Here is an 18,848-nt window from a genome sequence, read left to right on the forward strand (position 1 = left end):
CATCTTCCGCGACCGATCCTCCGCGCTCGCCGACCCGTGACCGACGACCTGTTCGCCCCACCCCCCGATGCCGCTGCGCGCGCCGCTACCTTGCGGGCGCAGCTGCACCACCACGCCCATCTGTACCACACGCTCGACGCCCCCGAGATCCCGGATGCCGAGTACGACCGCCTGTTCCGCGAGCTGCAGGCCCTGGAGGCGGCCCATCCCGAGCTGCTCACGCCCGACTCGCCCACGCAGCGCGTGGGCGGCGCCGTGCTCAAGGCGCTCACCCCCGTGCGCCACGCGGTGCCGATGCTGAGCATCCGCACCGAAACCGACACCGACGCCAGCGGCGCCGAGGCTTTCGACGCCCGCGTGCGGCGGGAGCTGGGCCTGAGCGAGGCGGACCCGCCGGTGGTGTACGCGGCCGAACTCAAGTTCGACGGTCTGGCCATGAGCCTGCGCTACGAACACGGTGTGCTGGTGCGCGCGGCCACGCGCGGTGACGGCGAAACCGGCGAGGACGTGACCCACAACGTGCGCACCATCGGGCAGGTGCCGCTGCGCCTGCCGGCCGACGTGCCGGCGGTGCTGGAGGTGCGTGGGGAGGTGTACATGGCCCGGGCCGACTTCGAGGCCCTCAACGAGCGCCAGCGCGAAAAGATCGCCGCCGGCGCCAAGGGCGAGAAGACCTTCGTCAACCCGCGCAACGCCGCCGCCGGCGCGGTGCGCCAGCTCGATTCCTCGGTGGCCGCGCAGCGACCGCTGAGTTTCTTCGCCTACGGCTGGGGGGAGGTGAGCGACCCGGCCGTGTTCGGGATGAGCCAGTTTGGCGCGCTGATGCAGCTCAAGGCCTGGGGTTTCCCGGTGGCCGAACAGACGGCGCGCTGCGCCGGCGCGCCGGCGCTGGTGGCCTTTCACCAGCGCATCGCCGCCGCCCGCGACCAATTGCCCTTCGACATCGACGGCGTGGTCTACAAGGTCGACGACCTGGCCCTGCAGCAGCGCCTGGGTTTCGTCACCCGCGAGCCGCGCTGGGCCGTGGCGCACAAGTACCCGGCGCAGGAACAGCTGACCACCGTGCTGGCGATCGACGTGCAGGTCGGCCGCACCGGCAAGCTCACGCCCGTGGCCAAGCTCGCCCCGGTGTTTGTGGGCGGTGTGACGGTGACCAATGCCACGCTGCACAACGAACTGGAGGCGCGCCGCAAGGATGTGCGCGTGGGGGACACCGTCATCGTGCGCCGGGCGGGTGACGTGATCCCGGAGGTGGTGTCGGTGCTGGCGGACAAGCGCACCGGCGAACCGGCGCCGTTCACCATGCCGGCCCACTGCCCGGTGTGCGGCAGCGATGCCGTGCGCGAGGAGGGCGAGGCGGACCACCGCTGCACCGGCGGCCTGTTCTGTGGCGCGCAGCGCAAGCAGGCCATCCTGCATTACGCGCAGCGCCGGGCGGTCGACATCGAGGGCCTGGGCGACAAGCTGGTTGAGCAGCTCGTGGACAGCGGCCTCATCAAGACACTGCCCGACCTGTACAAGCTGGGCTTCACCGCGCTCGCCGGCCTCGAGCGCATGGCCGAGAAGTCGGCGCAGAACGTGCTCGACGCGCTCGAGAAGAGCAAGACCACCAGCCTGCCGCGCTTTTTGTTCGGTCTGGGCATTCGCCACGTGGGCGAGGCCACGGCCAAGGACTTGGCGCGGCATTTCGGCAGCCTTGATCGCGTCATGGACGCCAGCGTGGACGCGCTGCTGCAAGTCAACGACGTCGGCCCGGTGGTCGCCCAGAGCATCCGCACCTTCTTCGACCAGGCCCACAACCGCGAGGTGGTGGAGCAGTTGCGGGCCGCCGGGGTGCACTGGCCGGAGGGCGAGGGCGCGCAGAACACGCCGCAGCCCCTGCTGGGCAAGACCTTCGTCCTCACGGGCACCTTCCCGACCCTCAGCCGCGACGAGGCCAAAGCCCTGCTGGAAGCCGCCGGCGCCAAGGTCGCCGGTTCGGTGAGCAAGAAGACCGACTACGTGGTGGCCGGTACCGAAGCCGGCAGCAAACTCACCAAAGCCCAGGACCTGGGTGTCGCGGTGATTGACGAAGCGGCGATGCGGGCGCTGCTCGCACCCGGGGAAATGAGCGCATGACCGTCCACACCATCCTGAAAATGGGCGACCCGCGCCTGCTGCGGCGGGCCCAGCCGGTCACCGCCTTTGACACCCCGGCGCTGCACGCGCTGGTGGCCGATCTGCAGGACACCATGGCGGCGGCGCGCGGGGCGGGGCTGGCGGCGCCGCAGATCGGGGTAGATCTGCAGGTGGTCATTTTCGGCAGCGGGGCGCCGAACCCGCGCTACCCCGAGGCGCCGGTGGTGCCGCGCACGGTGCTGGTGAATCCGGTGATCACCCCTTTGTCGGAGGAGCAGGAAGACGGCTGGGAAGGGTGTCTGTCGGTGCCGGGGTTGCGCGGGGTGGTGCCGCGCTGGCGCCGCATCCGGTACCAGGGGTTTGACGCGGCAGGCCGCTCGATCGACCGCGAGGCCGAGGGCTTTCACGCCCGCGTCGTGCAGCACGAATGCGACCACCTGTGGGGCGTGCTGTACCCGATGCGGGTGCGCGATTTCACCCGGTTCGGCTTCACCGAGGTGCTGTTCCCGGGCCTGGACGCGGCCTCCGACGACGACTGAGCGGCCCCACCGCTCAGACCGGCGGACCCTCCAGGGTTTCGAGCAGCTCGGTCTCGATCTCGATCTGCCGCTTGTTGACCTGCAGCGGAGCGCCGCTGATCAGGAAGGTGTCTTCCACGCGCTCACCGAGGGTGGTGATCTTGGCCAGTTGCACGCTCAGCGCGTGCTTGGCCAGCACGCGGGTGATGCCGTACAGCAGGCCGGCGCGGTCGCTGGCGGACACCGACAGCAGCCAGCGCTGGGCTTTCTCGTCCGGCCGGAGGTCCACGCGCGGTGTGATGGGAAAGCTCTTGACCCGGCGCGACAGGCGCCCGCGCGTGGGTGGGGGCAACGGGCCACGTTCGTCAATCACCTGCGCGAGCCGGGTCTCCACCATCGCGGTGAGTTCGCGGTAGTGGTCGGCCAGCTCGGGCACGACGACCTGGAAGGTGTCGAGCGCGTGGCCGGTGAGGGTGGTGTGCACGCGGGCATCGAGGATGCTGAAGTGCGCCATGTCGAAGTAGCCGCAGATGCGGGCGAACAGGTCGGGCTGGTCAGGCGCGTACACCAGCACCTGCAGGCCCTCGCCCTCGGGTGACTGGCGCGCCCGCACAATGCACCGCTCGCGGGCTTCGGTGGTCTGCCGCTCGGGCCTGGCGAGCTCGCGGGTCAGCATGCGGGTATGCCAGGCGATGTCATCGGCCTGGTGGCGCATGAAGTAGCTCACGTCCAGCGTGTCCCACAGGGCCTTGTGGGCGTTGTGGGGCAGGGCGTGCAGCGCGAGCAGTTGCAGGGCTTCGCGTTTGCGACTCTCCACCTCCGCCCCGGGATCGGGCGCTCGGCCGCCGAGGGCGCGCAGCGTGAGCCGGTAGAGGTCTTCCAGCAATTTGCCCTTCCACGCGTTCCAGACCTTCGGGCTGGTGCCGCGGATGTCGGCCACGGTGAGGAGGTACAGGGCGGTCAGGCGGCGCTCGTCGCCCACGCGGCGTGCGAAATCGGCGATCACGTCGGGGTCTGACAGGTCGGCCTTTTGCGCCAGCCGGCTCATGGTCAGGTGCTCGGCGACGAGGAACTCGATCAGCCGGGTGTCCTCGCGGTCGATCGCGTGCTGGCGGCAGAAGGTGCGCACGTCCTGCGCACCGAGTTCGGAGTGGTCACCGCCGCGGCCCTTGGCGATGTCGTGGAAGAGCGCGGCGGCGTACAGGATCCAGGGCTTGTCCCAGCCGGCGGCCAGCTGGGAGCAGAACGGGTATTCGTGCGAATGCTCCGGAATGAAGAAGCGGCGCACGTTGCGCAGCACCATCAGGATGTGCTGGTCCACGGTGTACACGTGGAACAGGTCATGCTGCATCTGGCCCACGATGTGGCGAAAAACCCAGAGGTAGCGGCCCAGCACCGAGGTCTGGTTCATCAGCCGCATGGCGTGGGTGATGCCCTGCGGCTCCATCAGGATGCGGCGGAACATTGCCCGGTTGGCCGGATCGGCGCGGAACTTGCCGTTCATGACGCGCCGGGCGTTGTACAGCGCGCGCAGCGTGCGGGCGGACAGGCCTTTGACGCCGACCGTGGTCTGGTAGATGTGGAAGGTCTCCAGGATGGCGTGCGGCTGCTGCAGGTACAGGTGGTCGCTGGCCACCTCCAGCATGCCGCCTTTTTCAAAGAAGCGTTCGTTGATCGGCCGCAGCGCGGCCACGCCGTGTTCGCTGGAATTGAGCCGTTCCTCGATGTTGAGCAGCAGGATCTGGTTGAGCTGGGTCACGGCCTTGGCCGCCCAGTAGTAGCGCTTCATCAGCGCTTCGCTGGCCCGGCGGGTGCCGCGCGGGTTGCTCTCGCCGGGCGCGGGCAGCTGGGCCTGGAAGCCGAACGACTCGGCCACCGCGGTCTGCAGGTCAAACACCAGGCGGTCCTCGCGGCGGCGGGCCATCAGGTGCAAGCGCGCGCGGATCAGGCTGAGCAGGGCCTCATTGGCCTTGATCTGCCGCGCTTCCAGCGCTGTGGCAAGCCCGCGGCGCGCGAGTTCGTCCCAGCTGCGGCCCAGGCCCGCAGCCTTGGCCACCCACAGGATGATCTGCAGGTCGCGCAGGCCGCCCGGGCTTTCCTTGCAATTGGGCTCGAGCGCGTACGGGGTGTTTTCAAACTTCTGGTGCCGCTGGCGCATCTCCAGCGTCTTGGCCACGAAGAAGGCCTTCGGGTCCATGGCTTCACCCAGGCGCCGCACCAGCGCCTGGAAAGCGCTGCGGCTGCCCGCCACGGGGCGGCATTCCAGCAGCGAGGTCTGCACCGTGACGTCTTTTTCCGCCTCGGCCACGCAGTCCGCCAGCGTGCGCACGCTCGAGCCGATCTCCAGCCCGATGTCCCAGCAGGCCCCGATGAAGCCCTCCAGCCGTGCCCGCAGTGGCTCGTCCGTTTCCGGGGTGCAGCCTTCGGGCAGCAGCAGCAGCACGTCCACGTCGGAGTAGGGGAACAGTTCGCCGCGCCCATAACCGCCCACGGCGACCAGCGCCGCGTCGGGCCCAAAGCCAGCGCGCGTCCACAGCTGGCGCAGTGTGTCGTCGGTGAGGCGGGCGAGGCGCTGCAGGGCCCGGCGCACGCCGCGCGTGGACGCGCCGGTGTCGCCCAGCGCGGCGAACACGGCGGCTTTGTCGTCGCGGTAGCGCTGGCGCAGGGCGGCGAGCTCGTCCATGGCGGGTCAGGCCGGCTGCGCGCTGTCGGCGGCCACGAACGCCGGCGGCGGCGGGCTGCCGGCCGACAGGGTGAGCACCTCATAGCCGGTCGGCGTGACGAGCACGGTGTGCTCCCACTGCGCGGACAGTGAGCGGTCGCGCGTGACGATGGTCCAGCCGTCGCCCATCTCCTTGATGTCGCGCTTGCCGGCGTTGATCATGGGTTCGATGGTGAAGGTCATGCCGGGCTTGAGTTCTTCCAGCGTGCCTGGGCGGCCGTAATGGAGCACCTGAGGCTCCTCATGGAACTTCTGGCCGATGCCGTGGCCGCAGAACTCGCGCACCACCGAGTAGCCGTTGCCCTCGGCAAAAGTCTGGATCGCGTGACCGATGTCGCCCAGCCGGACACCCGGCCGCACCATGACGATGCCCTTCCACATGGCCTCAAACGTGACCTGGCACAGCCGCCGCGCCTGGACCGAGCAGGCGGCCTCGCCGCCGATCAGGAACATGCGGCTGTTGTCGCCGAACCAGCCGTCCTTGATGACGGTGACGTCGATGTTGACGATGTCGCCCTTCTTGAGCGGCTTGTCGTTCGGGATGCCGTGGCACACCACATGGTTGACCGAGGTGCACAGGTGGCCCGGGTAGGGCGGGTAACCCGGCGGCTGGTAGCCGATGGTGGCCGAGACCGTGCCCTGCTGCTTCATGTAATCCGCCGCCAGGCGGTCGATCTGCAGCGTGGTGATGCCGGGCTGGATGTGCGGGGTGAGGAAGTCCAGCACCTCGGAAGCCAGGCGGCAGGCGGTGCGCATGCCGGCGATGCCGGCCTCGTCCTTGTAGGTGATGCTCATGGGGCGATTATTCCACCGGGCCCCGCCGAGGCGCCGCCGGCGCCCCAATCGCCACGGGGCGCGGCGGGTAAAATCCGGGGCTTCCCAACGCCCCACCGACCCCCGCGCCGCGCGCCGGGGGTACAGCCATTTCATGTCCCAGCACCTGCGCTTCTTCGACGGCGGCAACGCACTCAGCGACTTCAAGATCCAGCAGCTTCTGCCCCGGCTCGCCGCGGTGAGCGACAAGATCACCGGGCTGAGCGCCCGGTTTGTGCACCTCGCAGCCTTCGACGCCGCACCGGACGAAGCCACCGTGCGCCGCCTGGGCGAGCTGCTCACCTACGGCGAACCGGCGACCGACGCGCACCGCGCGCTGGAGGCGGCCGGCGCGCCGGCGCTGGTGGTGATGCCCCGTCTCGGCACGGTTTCCCCGTGGGCGTCCAAGGCGACCGACATTGCCCGCAACTGCGGCCTGACGCTGCACCGCGTGGAGCGGCTGGTGGAAATCCGCCTGGGCCTGAAATCCGGCCTGCTGGGCAAGGCCAGCCTCCATGAGTCGCAGCTGCGGGCCGCCGCCGAGTGGCTGCACGACCGCATGACCGAGTCGGTCAGCACCTCGCGCGACCAGGCCGCGGCGCTGTTCACCGAGTTGCAGGCCGAGCCGATGGCGCGCGTGGATGTGCTGGGCGGCGGGCGGGCGGCGCTGGAACGGGCCAACACCGACTGGGGCCTGGCCCTGGCGGCCGACGAGATCGATTACCTGCTCGAGGCCTTCCAGTCGCTCGGGCGCAACCCCACCGACGTGGAGCTGATGATGTTCGCCCAGGCCAACAGCGAACACTGCCGCCACAAGATCTTCAACGCGCAATTCACGATCGACGGTCAGGCGCAGGACAAAAGCCTGTTCGCCATGATCCGCCACACCCACCAGGCGAATCCGCAGCACACCGTCATTGCCTACGCCGACAACGCCTCGGTCATGGAAGGCCACGCGGTGCAGCGCTTTCTGGCCCGCGACGACGGGCAGGGCGCACCGCGTTATGTCACCGAGCCGGCCACGCACCATGTGCTGATGAAGGTGGAGACCCACAACCACCCGACCGCCATCTCGCCGTTCCCGGGCGCCTCCACCGGCGCGGGCGGTGAAATCCGCGACGAGGGCGCCACCGGCCGCGGGGCCCGGCCCAAGGCGGGTCTCACCGGCTTCACGGTGGGCAAGCTCTGGGGCGGCTTGTCCGACCAGCCCGGCGGCAAGCCGGAGCACATCGCCACGCCGCTGCAGATCATGACCGAGGGCCCGCTGGGCGGCGCGGCCTTCAACAACGAATTCGGCCGCCCGAACCTGCTGGGCTACTTCCGCGAGTACGAGCAACACATCGATGGCGTGCAGCGCGGTTACCACAAGCCGATCATGATCGCGGGCGGCGTGGGCACGATCGACGCCACGCTCACGCAGAAGATCCGGTTCCCGGCCGGCACGCTGCTGATTCAGCTGGGCGGCCCGGGCATGAAGATCGGCATGGGCGGCGGTGCGGCCAGTTCCATGGCCACCGGGACCAACGCCGCCTCGCTCGACTTCGATTCCGTGCAGCGCGGCAATCCGGAGATTGAGCGCCGGGCGCAGGAGGTCATCAACCACTGCTGGGCCCAGGGCGAGCGCAACCCGATCCTGGCGATCCACGACGTGGGCGCGGGCGGCCTGTCCAACGCGTTTCCCGAGATCACCCACGACGCCGGGCGCGGCGCCCGATTCGACCTGCGCGCGGTGCCGCTCGAAGAGAGCGGCCTGGCACCCAAGGAGATCTGGTGCAACGAAAGCCAGGAGCGCTACGTGCTGGCGATTGCGCCGGAGTCGCTGCCGCAGTTCCGCGCCTTCTGCGAGCGTGAGCGCTGTCCGTTTGCGGTGGTCGGCGTGGCCACCGAGGAACGTCAGCTGCAGCTGGTGGACGAAGGACAAGTCGCGCGCCGCGCCGGGCCGCCCGAAGCCGGCGCAGCCCCCTCGGGGGGCAGCGACCCGCATGCGGCGGGGGGCGTGGGGGGCGATGGACACCCGGTCGACATGCCCATGGACGTGTTGCTGGGCAAGCCGCCGCGCATGCACCGCGACGTGCAGCGCGTCGCGCGCCAGGCGCCGTCGCTGGACCTGACCGGCGTCGACCTCCAGAAGAGCGTGATCGACGTGCTGAGCCACCCGACCGTGGCGTCGAAGCGCTTTCTCATCACGATCGGCGACCGCACCGTCGGCGGCCTGAGCCACCGCGACCAGATGGTCGGACCCTGGCAGGTGCCGGTGGCGGATTGCGCGGTCACGCTGGCCGATTACGCCGGGTTCGCCGGTGAAGCCATGAGCATGGGCGAGCGCACCCCGCTGGCGGCCATCGACGCGCCGGCCTCGGGCCGCATGGCCGTGGCCGAGGCGATCACCAACCTGCTGGCTGCGCCGATGGAGCTGTCGCGGGTGAAGCTCTCGGCCAACTGGATGGCCGCGTGTGGCGAGCCCGGCGAAGACGCCGCCCTGTACGACACGGTCCGGGCCGTCGGTCTGGCGTTGTGCCCGGCGCTGGGCGTGTCGATTCCGGTCGGCAAGGACAGCCTGTCCATGCGCACGCAGTGGCAGGCCGACGGCCAGACCCGCAAGGTCACGGCGCCGGTGAGCCTGATCGTCAGTGCCTTCGTGTCGCTGGCCGACGTGCGCGGCACCCTCACGCCGCAGCTTGACCGCACGGCGGATGACACCACGCTCGTGCTGATCGACCTGGGCCGCGGCCGCAACCGCCTCGGTGGCAGCATCCTGGCCCAGACCCTGGGCCATGCCGGTGGCGCCGTGCCCGACCTGGACGATCCGCAGGACCTGGTTCGCCTGGTCGACGCGATCAATGCCCTGCGCGCCCAGGGCCGCCTGCTCGCCTACCACGACCGCAGCGACGGTGGCCTGCTGGCCTGCGTGGCCGAGATGGCTTTCGCCGGGCAGGTGGGCGTGGCGCTCAACGTGGACCAGCTGGTCACGGAGAGCGACGGCGTGGCCGACAGCCGTGCTGACTTCGGCGATGCCAAGAACTGGACCAAGCAGATCAGTGCCCGGCGCGAAGAACTCACGCTCAAGGCCCTGTTCAGCGAAGAGCTCGGCGCGGTGATCCAGGTGCGCACCGCCGAGCGCAACGAGGTGATGCAGGTGCTGCGCGAGCACGGGCTGTCGCGCCACAGCCATTTCATCGGCAAGACCCGCCCGGCGTCCTCCCCCATGGACGCCGGCAAAGGCCAGCTGCAGGTCTGGCGCGACACCAAGGTGGTGTTCAGCGCCACGTTGACGGACCTGCAGCAGGTCTGGGACAGCGTGAGCTGGAAGATCTGCCAGCGGCGCGACAACCCGGCCGGCGCCGACGCCGAGCACGCGGCCGCCGGTGATCCCACCGACCCGGGCTTGCACACGCACCTGAGTTTCGACCCCGCCGAGGACGTGGCCGCGCCCTTCCTCAACCTGTCGCGCCCCAAGGTCGCGATCCTGCGCGAGCAGGGCGTGAACTCGCACGTGGAAATGGCCTGGTGCTTCACGCAAGCCGGCTTTGACGCGCACGACGTGCACATGACCGACCTGCAGACCGGGCGCGCCCGTCTGGCCGATTTCCGCGGTGTGGTCGCCTGTGGCGGCTTCAGCTACGGCGACACCCTGGGAGCCGGCATCGGCTGGGCCCGATCGATCACCTTCAACGCGCCCCTGGCCGAGCAGTTCCAGGCCTTCTTCGCCCGGACCGACACCTTCGGCCTCGGCGTGTGCAACGGCTGCCAGATGTTCGCCGAACTGGCGGACATCATCCCCGGTGCGCAGGCCTGGCCGCGCTTCACCACCAACCGCAGCGAGCGCTTCGAAGCGCGGCTGTCGCAGGTGGAAGTGCTGCCGTCGCCGAGCCTGTTCTTCGCTGGCATGGCAGGCAGCCGGCTGCCGATCGCCGTCGCCCACGGCGAGGGGTTCGCCAACTTCCGCCAGCGCGGCAACGCGGCCGAGGTCATCGGGGCGATGCGCTTTGTGGACCACCACGGCGCGGCCACCGAACGCTACCCGTTCAACCCCAACGGCAGCCCGGGCGGCCTGACGGCCGTGACCACCGCCGACGGCCGTTTCACGGCCATGATGCCGCACCCCGAACGCGTGTTCCGCAATGTCCAGATGAGCTGGACCGACCAGCCGCTGGCGGCCCACAGCGGCTGGATGCGCCTGTGGCGCAACGCCCGCCGCTGGGTCGGCTGACCGTCGCCCGGGGGCTGACACCCCCGGGGGCAGGCCGGGTGGGGCGCTGGCAGTCTCGGCGCCCGATCCATTCACACTCGGAGGACCCATGGCCGGAACCAGTCTGCTTGCGTTGATTGACGACATCGCCACCTTGCTCGACGACGTGTCGGTGATGACCAAGGTGGCGGCGAAGAAGACCGCCGGCGTGCTGGGCGACGATCTGGCGCTCAACGCGCAGCAGGTCACCGGCGTCAACGCCGACCGGGAGTTGCCGGTGGTCTGGGCGGTCGCCAAGGGCTCGCTGCTGAACAAGGCCATCCTCGTGCCGGTGGCGCTGCTGATCAGTGCGCTGGCGCCGGCGCTCATCACGCCCCTGCTGATGTTGGGGGGGCTGTTCCTGTGTTTTGAAGGCGCCGAAAAGCTCTGGCACCACCGTCCGGGCGCCGCCCGCGACGCGGCGGCCCGCCATGACGCGCTGGCGCGCGCCGTGGCCGATGAGGCGGTGGATCTTGTGGCCTACGAGCGCGACAAGATCCGCGGTGCGGTGCGCACCGACTTCATCCTGTCGGCCGAGATCATCGTCATCAGCCTCGGCACGGTGGCCAGCGCCTCGCTGGAGCAGCGGATCGGCGTGCTGGTGGGGATCTCGCTGGTCATGACGGTGGGTGTGTACGGGCTGGTTGCCGGCATCGTGAAGCTCGACGATCTGGGCTTGTGGCTGGGTCGGCAGCCGCGGGCGTGGCAGCGCGCGCTGGGGCGCGGGCTGCTGGCGCTGGCGCCGTGGCTCATGAAGGCGCTGTCCGTGCTGGGCACGGCCGCCATGTTTCTCGTCGGTGGCGGCATCCTGCTTCACGGCGTGGCACCGCTGGGACATGCCGTGGACGCCTGGGCGGCGACGCTGGGCGTGATCGGGTCGGTGGTCCCTGCCGTGGCCGGCGCTTTGCTCGGCTTGCTGGCGGGGGCGGTGGTGGTCGCGCTCGTCGGCCTGGTGGGCCGCTGGCGCGGCGCGGCGGCGGCTTGACCTGCGTCAAGAGGCGCTCGGCGAGCACTGCCTAGACTGGTGGCATCACCCAGGAGCCGCCATGGACACGGTCGAAGACCAGCCCCTCACCCGATTCGCCCATTGCCACAGCGGCATCCTGCGCCGCCTGCAGGCGCTCGACGAGCTGCCCGCGCTGCTGGCACCGGCCGCCCGTGCGCGGCAGATCGCCGAACAGTCGCTGGCCTTCTTTCGCGAAGCCATTTTCGAGCACCACCTGGAAGAGGAGCGTGAGTTGTTTCCCGCCGTACTGGCCAGCGCCGTGGCCGGCGAGGAACGCGACGCGGTGATGGCGATGACGCAGCGCCTGACCGAGCAGCACCGCGCGCTGGAGGGGCTGTGGAAGTCGCTGGAGCGGGAGTTGCGCCGGGTGGCCAAGGGGCAGGACAGCGAACTCGACGTCGGCGACCTGCACCGGCTGGTGGCCGATTACCAGGCCCACGCGGGCTTTGAGGAGGCGGCCTTCCTGCCGCTGGCTGAACGCATCCTCGGTCGCAACGGCAACCACATGGCCGCTCTGGGTCTCTCGCTGCACCTGCGGCATGCGCCGCAGCCCACGCCTTACGTCTGACCCGACACCGGCACCGGCCGCGTCTTGTAGAACGTGACCGGCGCCGCCGCCGTCTGACGAGCCACCGCCGGCTTGAGCCGGCCCACGACGTGCATCTCGCACGGCTTGCAATCAAAGCGCAGGGTCAGCTTTTCGTGGCCGTGGGTGATGGTCATGGGCTCGGCCTTGACCGTGCCTTGCACGCCCGTGACGCCCTTGGCCTGTTTGGGGCACAGGCTCAGCGAGAAGCGCACGCAGTGCTTGGTGATCATCAGGCTCACCTCGCCGGTCTCCTCGTGCGCCTCGTAGGCGCTGGCGATCACCTTCACGCCGTGGCGTGCGTAAAAGTCGCGCGCCTTGTGGTTGAACACGTTGGCCAGGTAGGTGAGGGTGTCCTCGGGGTAGGGCGTTGGCGGCTCGACCGGCTGGGCGCGGGGCAGGCGGCGCCACGCGGCGGCGCGGGCCGCCTCCAGGGCGGCCACCGCGTCGCGGCGCAGCGCGTTGAGCTGCGAGGCCGGCACAAAGCGCGGCCCGCGCAGGGCCAGCGCGATGTCGGTGGCCTCGAAAAGGGTATCGCCCAGCCGGCCGAGCGACTCGCGCAGCTTGGCGTCGGCCTGGGTTGCGTCGCGCGCCGGCTCGGGCGCGCCTGGCAGCTCGGCGGCGGCGGTATGGCCGTCTTCGTCGGTGAGTTCCAGCCGCACACCGCCGTCGGTTTCGCGCAGCGTCATCCACAGCCCGATGCGCCGGTCGGACGACTTCTTCTCCAGCGCACGGATCCAGTCCATGTCCCGGTTGCGGTTGACCACCGTGCCGCGCTTGAGGTGGCGCAGGCCATCCATCGCGTCCTTGGGAAACACGCGAAACCGCCCGGGTGCGCCCGCGGGTTCGCTGCGGTTGATCGCCAGGCCGACCAGCTCGCGGTGCAGGTCGAGGTAGCACAGGCCGTCGCCGTTGTGGATGACGGTGGCTTCGTCGTCGCACTGCAGTTCGACCCAGTTCGGCCCGACGGCCGTGACCCAGCCGATCGGGCGGCCTGGGTTCTTGGGTGTGTCGAAGGCGCCGATGTCTTCCTGGCGGCCGTTGACGAAGTAGTCGGTGAACTCGCGGTTGAAGTTCTGGTCGGGGTCGGGCGTGAACCGGAAGCTGCAGCGACCCGACGAGGCGCGGGCCAGCTCGGGCCGCTCGTCCAGGATCTCGTCGAACAGCCGGCGGTAATGGGCGGTGATGTTCTTGACGTAGCCCAGGTCCTTGTAGCGGCCTTCGATCTTGAAGCTGCGCGCGCCGGCGTCGATGAGGGCGCGCAGGTTGGCGCTCTGGTTGTTGTCCTTCATGGACAGGACATGCTTGTCGTGGGCCACGATGCGGCCCTGCATGTCCTTGACCTCGTAGGGCAGGCGGCAGGCTTGCGAGCAGTCGCCACGGTTCGCGCTGCGGCCGGTGTGCGCATGGCTGACGAAACACTGCCCGCTGTAGGCCACGCACAGCGCGCCGTGGATGAAGAATTCCAGGGTGCAGCGCGCCGGGTCGGTGGCGGCGCGGATGGCGGCGATCTGCGGCAGGGTGAGTTCCCGCGCCAGCACGATCTGCGACAGGCCGGCGTCCTGCAAGAATCGGGCCTTTTCCGGGGTGCGGATGTCGGTCTGGGTGCTGGCGTGCAGCTGGATGGGCGGCAGGTCGATTTCCAGCAGGCCCATGTCCTGGATGATCAGCGCGTCGACCCCGGCGTCATACAACTGCCACGCGAGGCGGCGGGCGGGCTCCAGCTCGTCGTCGCGCAGGATGGTGTTCATCGTGACGAAGATGCGTGCGCCGAAGCGGTGGGCGTGACGCGCGAGCCGCGCGATGTCGCTCACCGGGTTGTCGGCGGACGTGCGAGCGCCAAAGGAGGGGCCGCCGATGTACACCGCGTCGGCGCCGTGGTTCACGGCCTCGATGCCGATGTCGGCGGTGCGGGCGGGGGAAAGCAGTTCGATCTGGTGGGGCAACATGTCATCACGCGCGGGCACAATGCCCGCCAGCCGCAAAACCCCGATTGTCCCGGAGAACCCCTGTGTCTGCATTCCTTCCCCTCGTGCTGGTCCATGGCGCATGGCACGGCGGCTGGTGCTGGTCGCGCGTGCTGCCCCGGCTTGCCGCGGCCGGCGCGCGCGCCCATGCCGTCACGCTCACCGGCGTGGGCGAGCGCGCCCACCTGCTCACGCCCGGCGTGACCCTGGCCACCCACGTGCAGGACGTGATCGGCCTGATCGAGGCCGAAGAGCTTGATCGCGTGGTGCTGGTCGGACACAGCTACGCCGGCCTGGTGATCACCGGCGTCGCCGACCGCCTGCAGCGCGAGCGACCGGGCGCGTTGGCCCGGCTGGTGTATCTGGATGCCTGTGTCCCCGAACCGGGTGAGGCCTGGAGCAGCACCCACACCGAAGAGACCCGTCGCGCCCGCCGCGAAGCCGCCACCGCCACCGGCGGCCTCAGCCTGCCGCCGCCCGACGCCGCCGTGTTCGGTCTGACCGGCGCCGACCGGGACTGGGTCAACCGGCGCCAGACGCCGCAACCGTTCGCGGTGTACGACGAGCCGCTGGATTTCGATGCCGACGCCCTGGCCCGCCTGCCGCGGTGGTTCATCGACTGCCCGGAACCCGCGCTGCCGACCATCGACGTCGCCCGCCAGCGCGTGCGCCGCGCGCCGGGCTGGCAGGTCACCCGGCTGGCCACCGGCCACGACCCCATGGTCAGCGCCCCACAGGCGCTGGCCGACGAACTGCTCGACATCGCCCGGGGCTAGTGCATGGCGGCCGCCGACCGGTTTGATCGCCTGGACGCGCTGCGCGCCCTGGCCATGGTGTGGATGACCGCCTACCACCTCGTGTACGACCTGAACTGGTTCCGGCTGATTCCGCCGCAGGCCATGCTCACCGACCCGGTGTGGACGCTGCAGCGCACCGCCATCGTCACCACCTTCCTGTTCACCGCCGGGCTGTCGCAGGCGGTGGCGCTCGCCCAAGGTCAGGGCTGGTCGCGTTTCTGGCGCCGCTGGGCGCAGGTGGCAGGCGCGGCGCTGCTGGTGTCGGCGGGCTCCGCGCTCGTCTTTCCGCAGAGCTTCATCTATGTCGGGGTGCTGCATGGGCTGGCGCTCATGCTGATCGTGGCCCGCCTGAGCGCCGGCTGGGGGGTGTGGTTGTGGCCGGCGGGCGCGCTGGCGCTCATCGCCCCCTCCCTGGCCGCCATCGGGTTGGCTGACGCGCCGGCGCTGGCCGCCTGGCTCAACGCGCCCGGCCCGAACGCCTTGGGACTGATCACCCAGAAGCCGGTCACCGAGGACTACGTGCCGCTGCTGCCGTGGCTCGGCGTGGTCTGGTGGGGCCTGGCCGCCGGCCAATGGCTGACGGCCCGCCGCCCCACCATCCTGCGTGGTCCGGTCCCGGGCGGGGCCGTGGGGCGGCGGCTGGCTGCGCTGGGCCGCTGGAGTCTGAGCTACTACCTGCTGCACCAACCCGTCATGATCGGCCTGCTGGCTGCCGGCGTGTGGCTCGCCGGCGCGCGCTGAACGCCAAGGACCGATCGCCCACAAAAAACGGCCCCGAGGGGCCGTTGTCTCTGACGCAGCGGACTGGGCGGGAGAGCCCGGCCGGTCACTGGATCTTGGCTTTGCTGCGCAGGTCCTGCTGGAACTGGTTGAGCTTCATGCCCTGCAGCTGCTGCACGATCTGCGGCTTCACCTCGTCCAGCTTCGGCAGCTCGGCCTGGCGGATGTCGTCGACGCGGATGACGTGCCAGCCAAACTGGGTCTTCACCGGCGCTTCGCTGACTTTGCCCTTCTCCAGCTTCACCATGGCTTCCGAAAACTCGGGCACATAGCTCGCCGCCGGCGCCCAGTCGAGGTCGCCGCCGTTGGCGCCCGAGCCCGGGTCTTTGGATTGCTTCTTGGCGATGTCTTCGAATTTCGCGCCGCCCTTGAGGGAGGCGATGATTGCTTTCGCCTCCTCTTCCTTTTCCACCAGGATGTGGCGGGCGCGGTATTCCTTGCCGCTGTTGGCCGCGACGAACTTGTCGTACTCGGCCTTCACGTCGGCGTCGGTCACCGGGTTCTTTTTCTGGAAGTCGGCGAACAGCGCGCGGATCATCAGCGTCTGGCGGGCCAGTTCCATCTGGGCCTTGAAATCCTCGGTGCCGCCGAGGCCGCGCTTCTGGGCCTCCTGCATGAAGATCTCGCGCAGGATGACTTCCTCGCGGATCTTGGCGCGCACGGTGTCGTCCACCGGCTGGCCGGAGGCCGCCACCTGCGCCGCCAGCGCGTCGGCGCGCGAGGTCGGCACCGGCTTGCCGTTGACGATGGCCACGTTCTGGGCTGCGGCCCACGGGGCGGTGGAGATCAGCACGGCCGCGGTCAGGGCCGACAGGGACAGTTTCATGGGGGTCCTAGGGAGTTGAGAGGGAGTGAGAGCGGCCGCGGGGCCGAGGGGTTCCGGCGGAGGTTGTCAGAACCTGTGCCGGAGCCTGTGCCAAAACGTATGCGGGGCGTGTCAGGGTCGGATGTCGATGGCCAGGGCGTGCAGCCCAGCGTCGGTGAAATCGCGCAGGGCATCATACACAAGGCGGTGCCGCGCCACCCGGCTCAATCCGTCGAAAGCGGGTGCGCCGATGCGCACGCGGAAGTGCGTGCCGTAGCCCAGGCCGTTGGCGCCGCTGTGGCCGGCGTGGGCGGCGCTCTCGTCGATCACCTCCAGCGTGTGCGGCGACAGTCGCTCACGCAGGCGGCGCTCGAGCGCCTCGGCGGTGGGGACGACCGCGGCGTTCATGCGCCGCCCTCCGGCTCGTCCTTGAGGTGGCGCGCCACGTACAGACCCTGGCCCACGATGAACAGCACCGGGAAGATGTAGCCCCAGAGCTTGAAATTGACCCATTCCTCGGTGGTGTGAAAGGCCGCGAACCAGGCGTTGATGCCCGCCATGAACAGGAAATAGGCCACCCAGGCCATGGTGAGCCGCGCCCACACGCCGTCGGGCAGCTTCAGCTGGCTGCCCAGCAGCAGCTGCAGGAAGTTCTTCTTCCAGATCCACAGCGCTGCGGCCAGCACCAGCGCCATGCTGGCGTACAGAACGGTGGGTTTCCACTTGATGAACCGCTCGTCCTGCAGGAACAGGGTGAGCGCACCAAACACCAGCACCAGCACCAGCGTGACCTTGTGGATCGTCTGCAGCTTGCGGTCGATGGCGTAGATCAAACCGGTCTGCACCACGGTGGCGCCCATGAGCACCGCGGTGGCCACGTAAATGTCCTGCAGCTTGTAGGCCGCCACGAAGAGGACGATCGGGAAAAAATCGATGAGCAGACGCATGGCACCATTATCGGCGGCGCTCCCGCCCGGGCGCAGCGGCTGAACTTTGCAGGCCCGCCCGGGTCTCGGGATTACCCTTCGCTCACCGCACGCCGCGCTGCCGCGGGCACGCGCTTTCAGGATCTGCCTGTCATGAACACCGAATCCACCGCCGCCGTCTTGTCGATCGCCCTCATGGCCGCCTACGCCGATGGCGCCCAGGCCGATGCCGAGCGTCAGTCGCTGCGCGATCTGGCCGAGTCCCTGGGGCAGGGCCAGCCGGAGCTGGCGCGTGCGTTGCAGGGCGTGTTGTTGCGTCGCACGACGCTGGATCAGGCGTGGGCTGCGCTGGGCGACGCGGGTGAACGCGAGCTGGCGTACGAAATGGCTGTTTGCGTGTGCGATGCCGATGGCGCGCGCACGCCCAGCGAGCAGGCATTCCTCGACCAGCTGCGCGCCCGTCTCGATGCCCCGGCCGAGGTGACGGCACGGTTCGAGCGGGAGGAGTCTGCCCTGGCTGCCGAGGCGCTGCGTCCGCTGCCGGCGGCGGCGGCCGGTGCAGCGGCGGCGGCGGGGACTGCGCCGGCCGGTCCGACCGTGGCCGCCACGCCGGCCGATGCGGCCGCGGTGGACCGCAGCATCCTGCGCCACGCGATCCTCTGCGGTGCGCTGGAGCTGCTGCCTCAGTCGTGGGCGTCGATGGCCATCATCCCCTTGCAGATCAAGCTGGTGTACGGCGTGGGCCAGGCCCACGGCTATTCGCTGGATCAGGGCCACATCAAGGAGTTTCTCGCGGCCGCTGGCGTCGGTTTGACCGCCCAGACCCTGGAGCAGTACGGCCGCAAACTCATCGGCGGCCTGCTCGGGCGCAAGCTCGGCGGGACGGGCGCGCGCGTGGGCAGCGCCGCCACCGGGGTCGCGATGTCCTTTGCCACGACCTACGCGCTGGGTCAGCTCGCGCAGCGCTATTACGCGGGTGGGCGCACGATGAACACCACCGTCTTGCGCGAGACCTTCCAGGGACTCCTGGGGCCGGCGCGCGACCTGCAGACGCGTTACCTGCCGCAGATCCGCGAGCAGGCGGCCACGCTCGACGCGGGGCGTGTGATGGACCTGGTTCGTCAGGGCGTGCGCTGAGCGCCGGACGGCCTCAGGAGCCGTCTTTGGGTTGGTGCTCGATCGACGCGGAGTTCATGCAGTAGCGCAGTCCCGTGGGCGCCGGGCCGTCCTCGAACACATGGCCCAGGTGGGCACCGCACTGGCTGCACACGGTCTCGGTGCGCACCATGCCGTGGCTGCGGTCCACGATTTCGGTGATGGCCCCGGGGATCGCTTTCCAGAAGCTGGGCCAGCCGCAGCCCGCGTCAAACTTGGTGGCGGCGTCAAACAGGTGGTTGCCGCAGCACACGCAGTGGTAGCTGCCGTCGGCCCACACCGGCTCGTACTTGCCGGTGAACGGCCGCTCGGTGAAGGCGCGGCGGGTGATGTCGAAAGCGCCGGGCTCCGCGCCCTTGTTGCGCAGCAGTTCGCGCCATTCGGCATCGGTTTTCTGGATCGGGAAAGTCATGGTGGGCTCCGCAAG

Annotated in this window: 15 protein-coding genes; 8 read left to right on the forward strand and 7 right to left on the reverse strand. The window is 69.8% G+C overall.

Annotated elements, in window-relative coordinates; translation table 11 throughout:
* Positions 1-36 precede the first annotated feature (36 nt).
* Both ligA and def read left to right on the forward strand, forming a co-directional pair.
* The gene (gene ligA / locus AC2D80_RS06000; RefSeq protein ID WP_484632059.1) at positions 37-2,118 is read left to right on the forward strand and encodes an NAD-dependent DNA ligase LigA; all 2,082 of its coding nucleotides are present in this window, start codon (positions 37-39) and stop codon (positions 2,116-2,118) included.
* A complete protein-coding gene (gene def, locus AC2D80_RS06005; protein WP_484632060.1) occupies positions 2,115-2,657 on the forward strand; it encodes a peptide deformylase in 543 nt (180 codons plus the stop codon). The genes ligA and def overlap by 4 nt, the downstream gene beginning before the upstream one ends.
* A gap of 13 nt (positions 2,658-2,670) precedes the next feature.
* Here the strand turns inward: def and AC2D80_RS06010 are convergent, their stop codons facing one another.
* Positions 2,671-5,319, reverse strand: coding sequence for a [protein-PII] uridylyltransferase (locus AC2D80_RS06010; RefSeq protein ID WP_484632061.1), 2,649 nt, complete (start codon positions 5,317-5,319; stop codon positions 2,671-2,673).
* A 6-nt stretch (positions 5,320-5,325) separates the two neighbouring features.
* On the reverse strand, positions 5,326-6,153 hold the full coding sequence (gene map / locus AC2D80_RS06015; RefSeq protein ID WP_484632062.1) for a type I methionyl aminopeptidase: 828 nt from the start codon (positions 6,151-6,153) through the stop codon (positions 5,326-5,328).
* A 133-nt stretch (positions 6,154-6,286) separates the two neighbouring features.
* Here map and purL point away from each other — a divergent pair, with 133 nt between their 5' ends.
* From purL to AC2D80_RS06030, 3 genes are all read left to right on the forward strand, one after another.
* Positions 6,287-10,381 carry a phosphoribosylformylglycinamidine synthase gene (gene purL / locus AC2D80_RS06020; protein ID WP_484632063.1) on the forward strand — a complete coding sequence of 1,365 codons (4,095 nt, stop codon included), beginning with the start codon at positions 6,287-6,289 and terminating at the stop codon, positions 10,379-10,381.
* 88 nt (positions 10,382-10,469) lie between these two features.
* Positions 10,470-11,384 (forward strand): DUF808 domain-containing protein, encoded by a 915-nt coding sequence (locus AC2D80_RS06025; protein WP_484632064.1) that lies wholly within the window; start codon positions 10,470-10,472, stop codon positions 11,382-11,384.
* A gap of 61 nt (positions 11,385-11,445) precedes the next feature.
* Positions 11,446-11,973 carry a hemerythrin domain-containing protein gene (locus AC2D80_RS06030; RefSeq protein WP_484632065.1) on the forward strand — a complete coding sequence of 176 codons (528 nt, stop codon included), beginning with the start codon at positions 11,446-11,448 and terminating at the stop codon, positions 11,971-11,973.
* Here AC2D80_RS06030 and AC2D80_RS06035 read toward each other — a convergent pair.
* Entirely contained in the window at positions 11,964-13,940 is a 1,977-nt protein-coding gene (locus tag AC2D80_RS06035) for a peptidase U32 family protein (RefSeq protein WP_484632066.1), read from the reverse strand. The genes AC2D80_RS06030 and AC2D80_RS06035 overlap by 10 nt on opposite strands.
* Before the next feature lie 62 nt (positions 13,941-14,002).
* Between AC2D80_RS06035 and AC2D80_RS06040 the strand changes: the two genes are divergently transcribed.
* Complete coding sequence (locus tag AC2D80_RS06040) at positions 14,003-14,734, forward strand: alpha/beta fold hydrolase (protein ID WP_484632067.1); 732 nt, start codon at positions 14,003-14,005, stop codon at positions 14,732-14,734.
* A 3-nt stretch (positions 14,735-14,737) separates the two neighbouring features.
* Positions 14,738-15,496: a heparan-alpha-glucosaminide N-acetyltransferase gene (locus tag AC2D80_RS06045; RefSeq protein ID WP_484632068.1), complete on the forward strand. Its 759-nt coding sequence runs from the start codon at positions 14,738-14,740 to the stop codon at positions 15,494-15,496.
* Positions 15,497-15,581: 85 nt separating this feature from the next.
* Here AC2D80_RS06045 and AC2D80_RS06050 read toward each other — a convergent pair whose 3' ends face one another.
* The 3 genes from AC2D80_RS06050 to AC2D80_RS06060 form a co-directional block, all read right to left on the reverse strand.
* Positions 15,582-16,361, reverse strand: a complete 780-nt coding sequence (locus AC2D80_RS06050) for a peptidylprolyl isomerase (protein WP_484632069.1) — start codon at positions 16,359-16,361, stop codon at positions 15,582-15,584.
* Between the two features lie 111 nt (positions 16,362-16,472).
* The gene (locus AC2D80_RS06055; protein ID WP_484632070.1) at positions 16,473-16,748 is read right to left on the reverse strand and encodes a BolA family protein; all 276 of its coding nucleotides are present in this window, start codon (positions 16,746-16,748) and stop codon (positions 16,473-16,475) included.
* Complete coding sequence (locus AC2D80_RS06060; RefSeq protein ID WP_484632071.1) at positions 16,745-17,287, reverse strand: septation protein A; 543 nt, start codon at positions 17,285-17,287, stop codon at positions 16,745-16,747. The genes AC2D80_RS06055 and AC2D80_RS06060 overlap by 4 nt, the downstream gene beginning before the upstream one ends.
* A gap of 132 nt (positions 17,288-17,419) precedes the next feature.
* On the opposite strand from AC2D80_RS06060, the gene AC2D80_RS06065 reads away from it, so the two are divergent.
* Entirely contained in the window at positions 17,420-18,403 is a 984-nt protein-coding gene (locus AC2D80_RS06065) for a YcjF family protein (protein ID WP_484632072.1), read from the forward strand.
* A 13-nt stretch (positions 18,404-18,416) separates the two neighbouring features.
* Here the strand turns inward: AC2D80_RS06065 and msrB are convergent, their stop codons facing one another.
* Entirely contained in the window at positions 18,417-18,833 is a 417-nt protein-coding gene (msrB, locus tag AC2D80_RS06070) for a peptide-methionine (R)-S-oxide reductase MsrB (RefSeq protein ID WP_484632073.1), read from the reverse strand.
* Positions 18,834-18,848: the final 15 nt, after the last annotated feature.

The organism is Hydrogenophaga sp. T66, assembly GCF_057219855.1.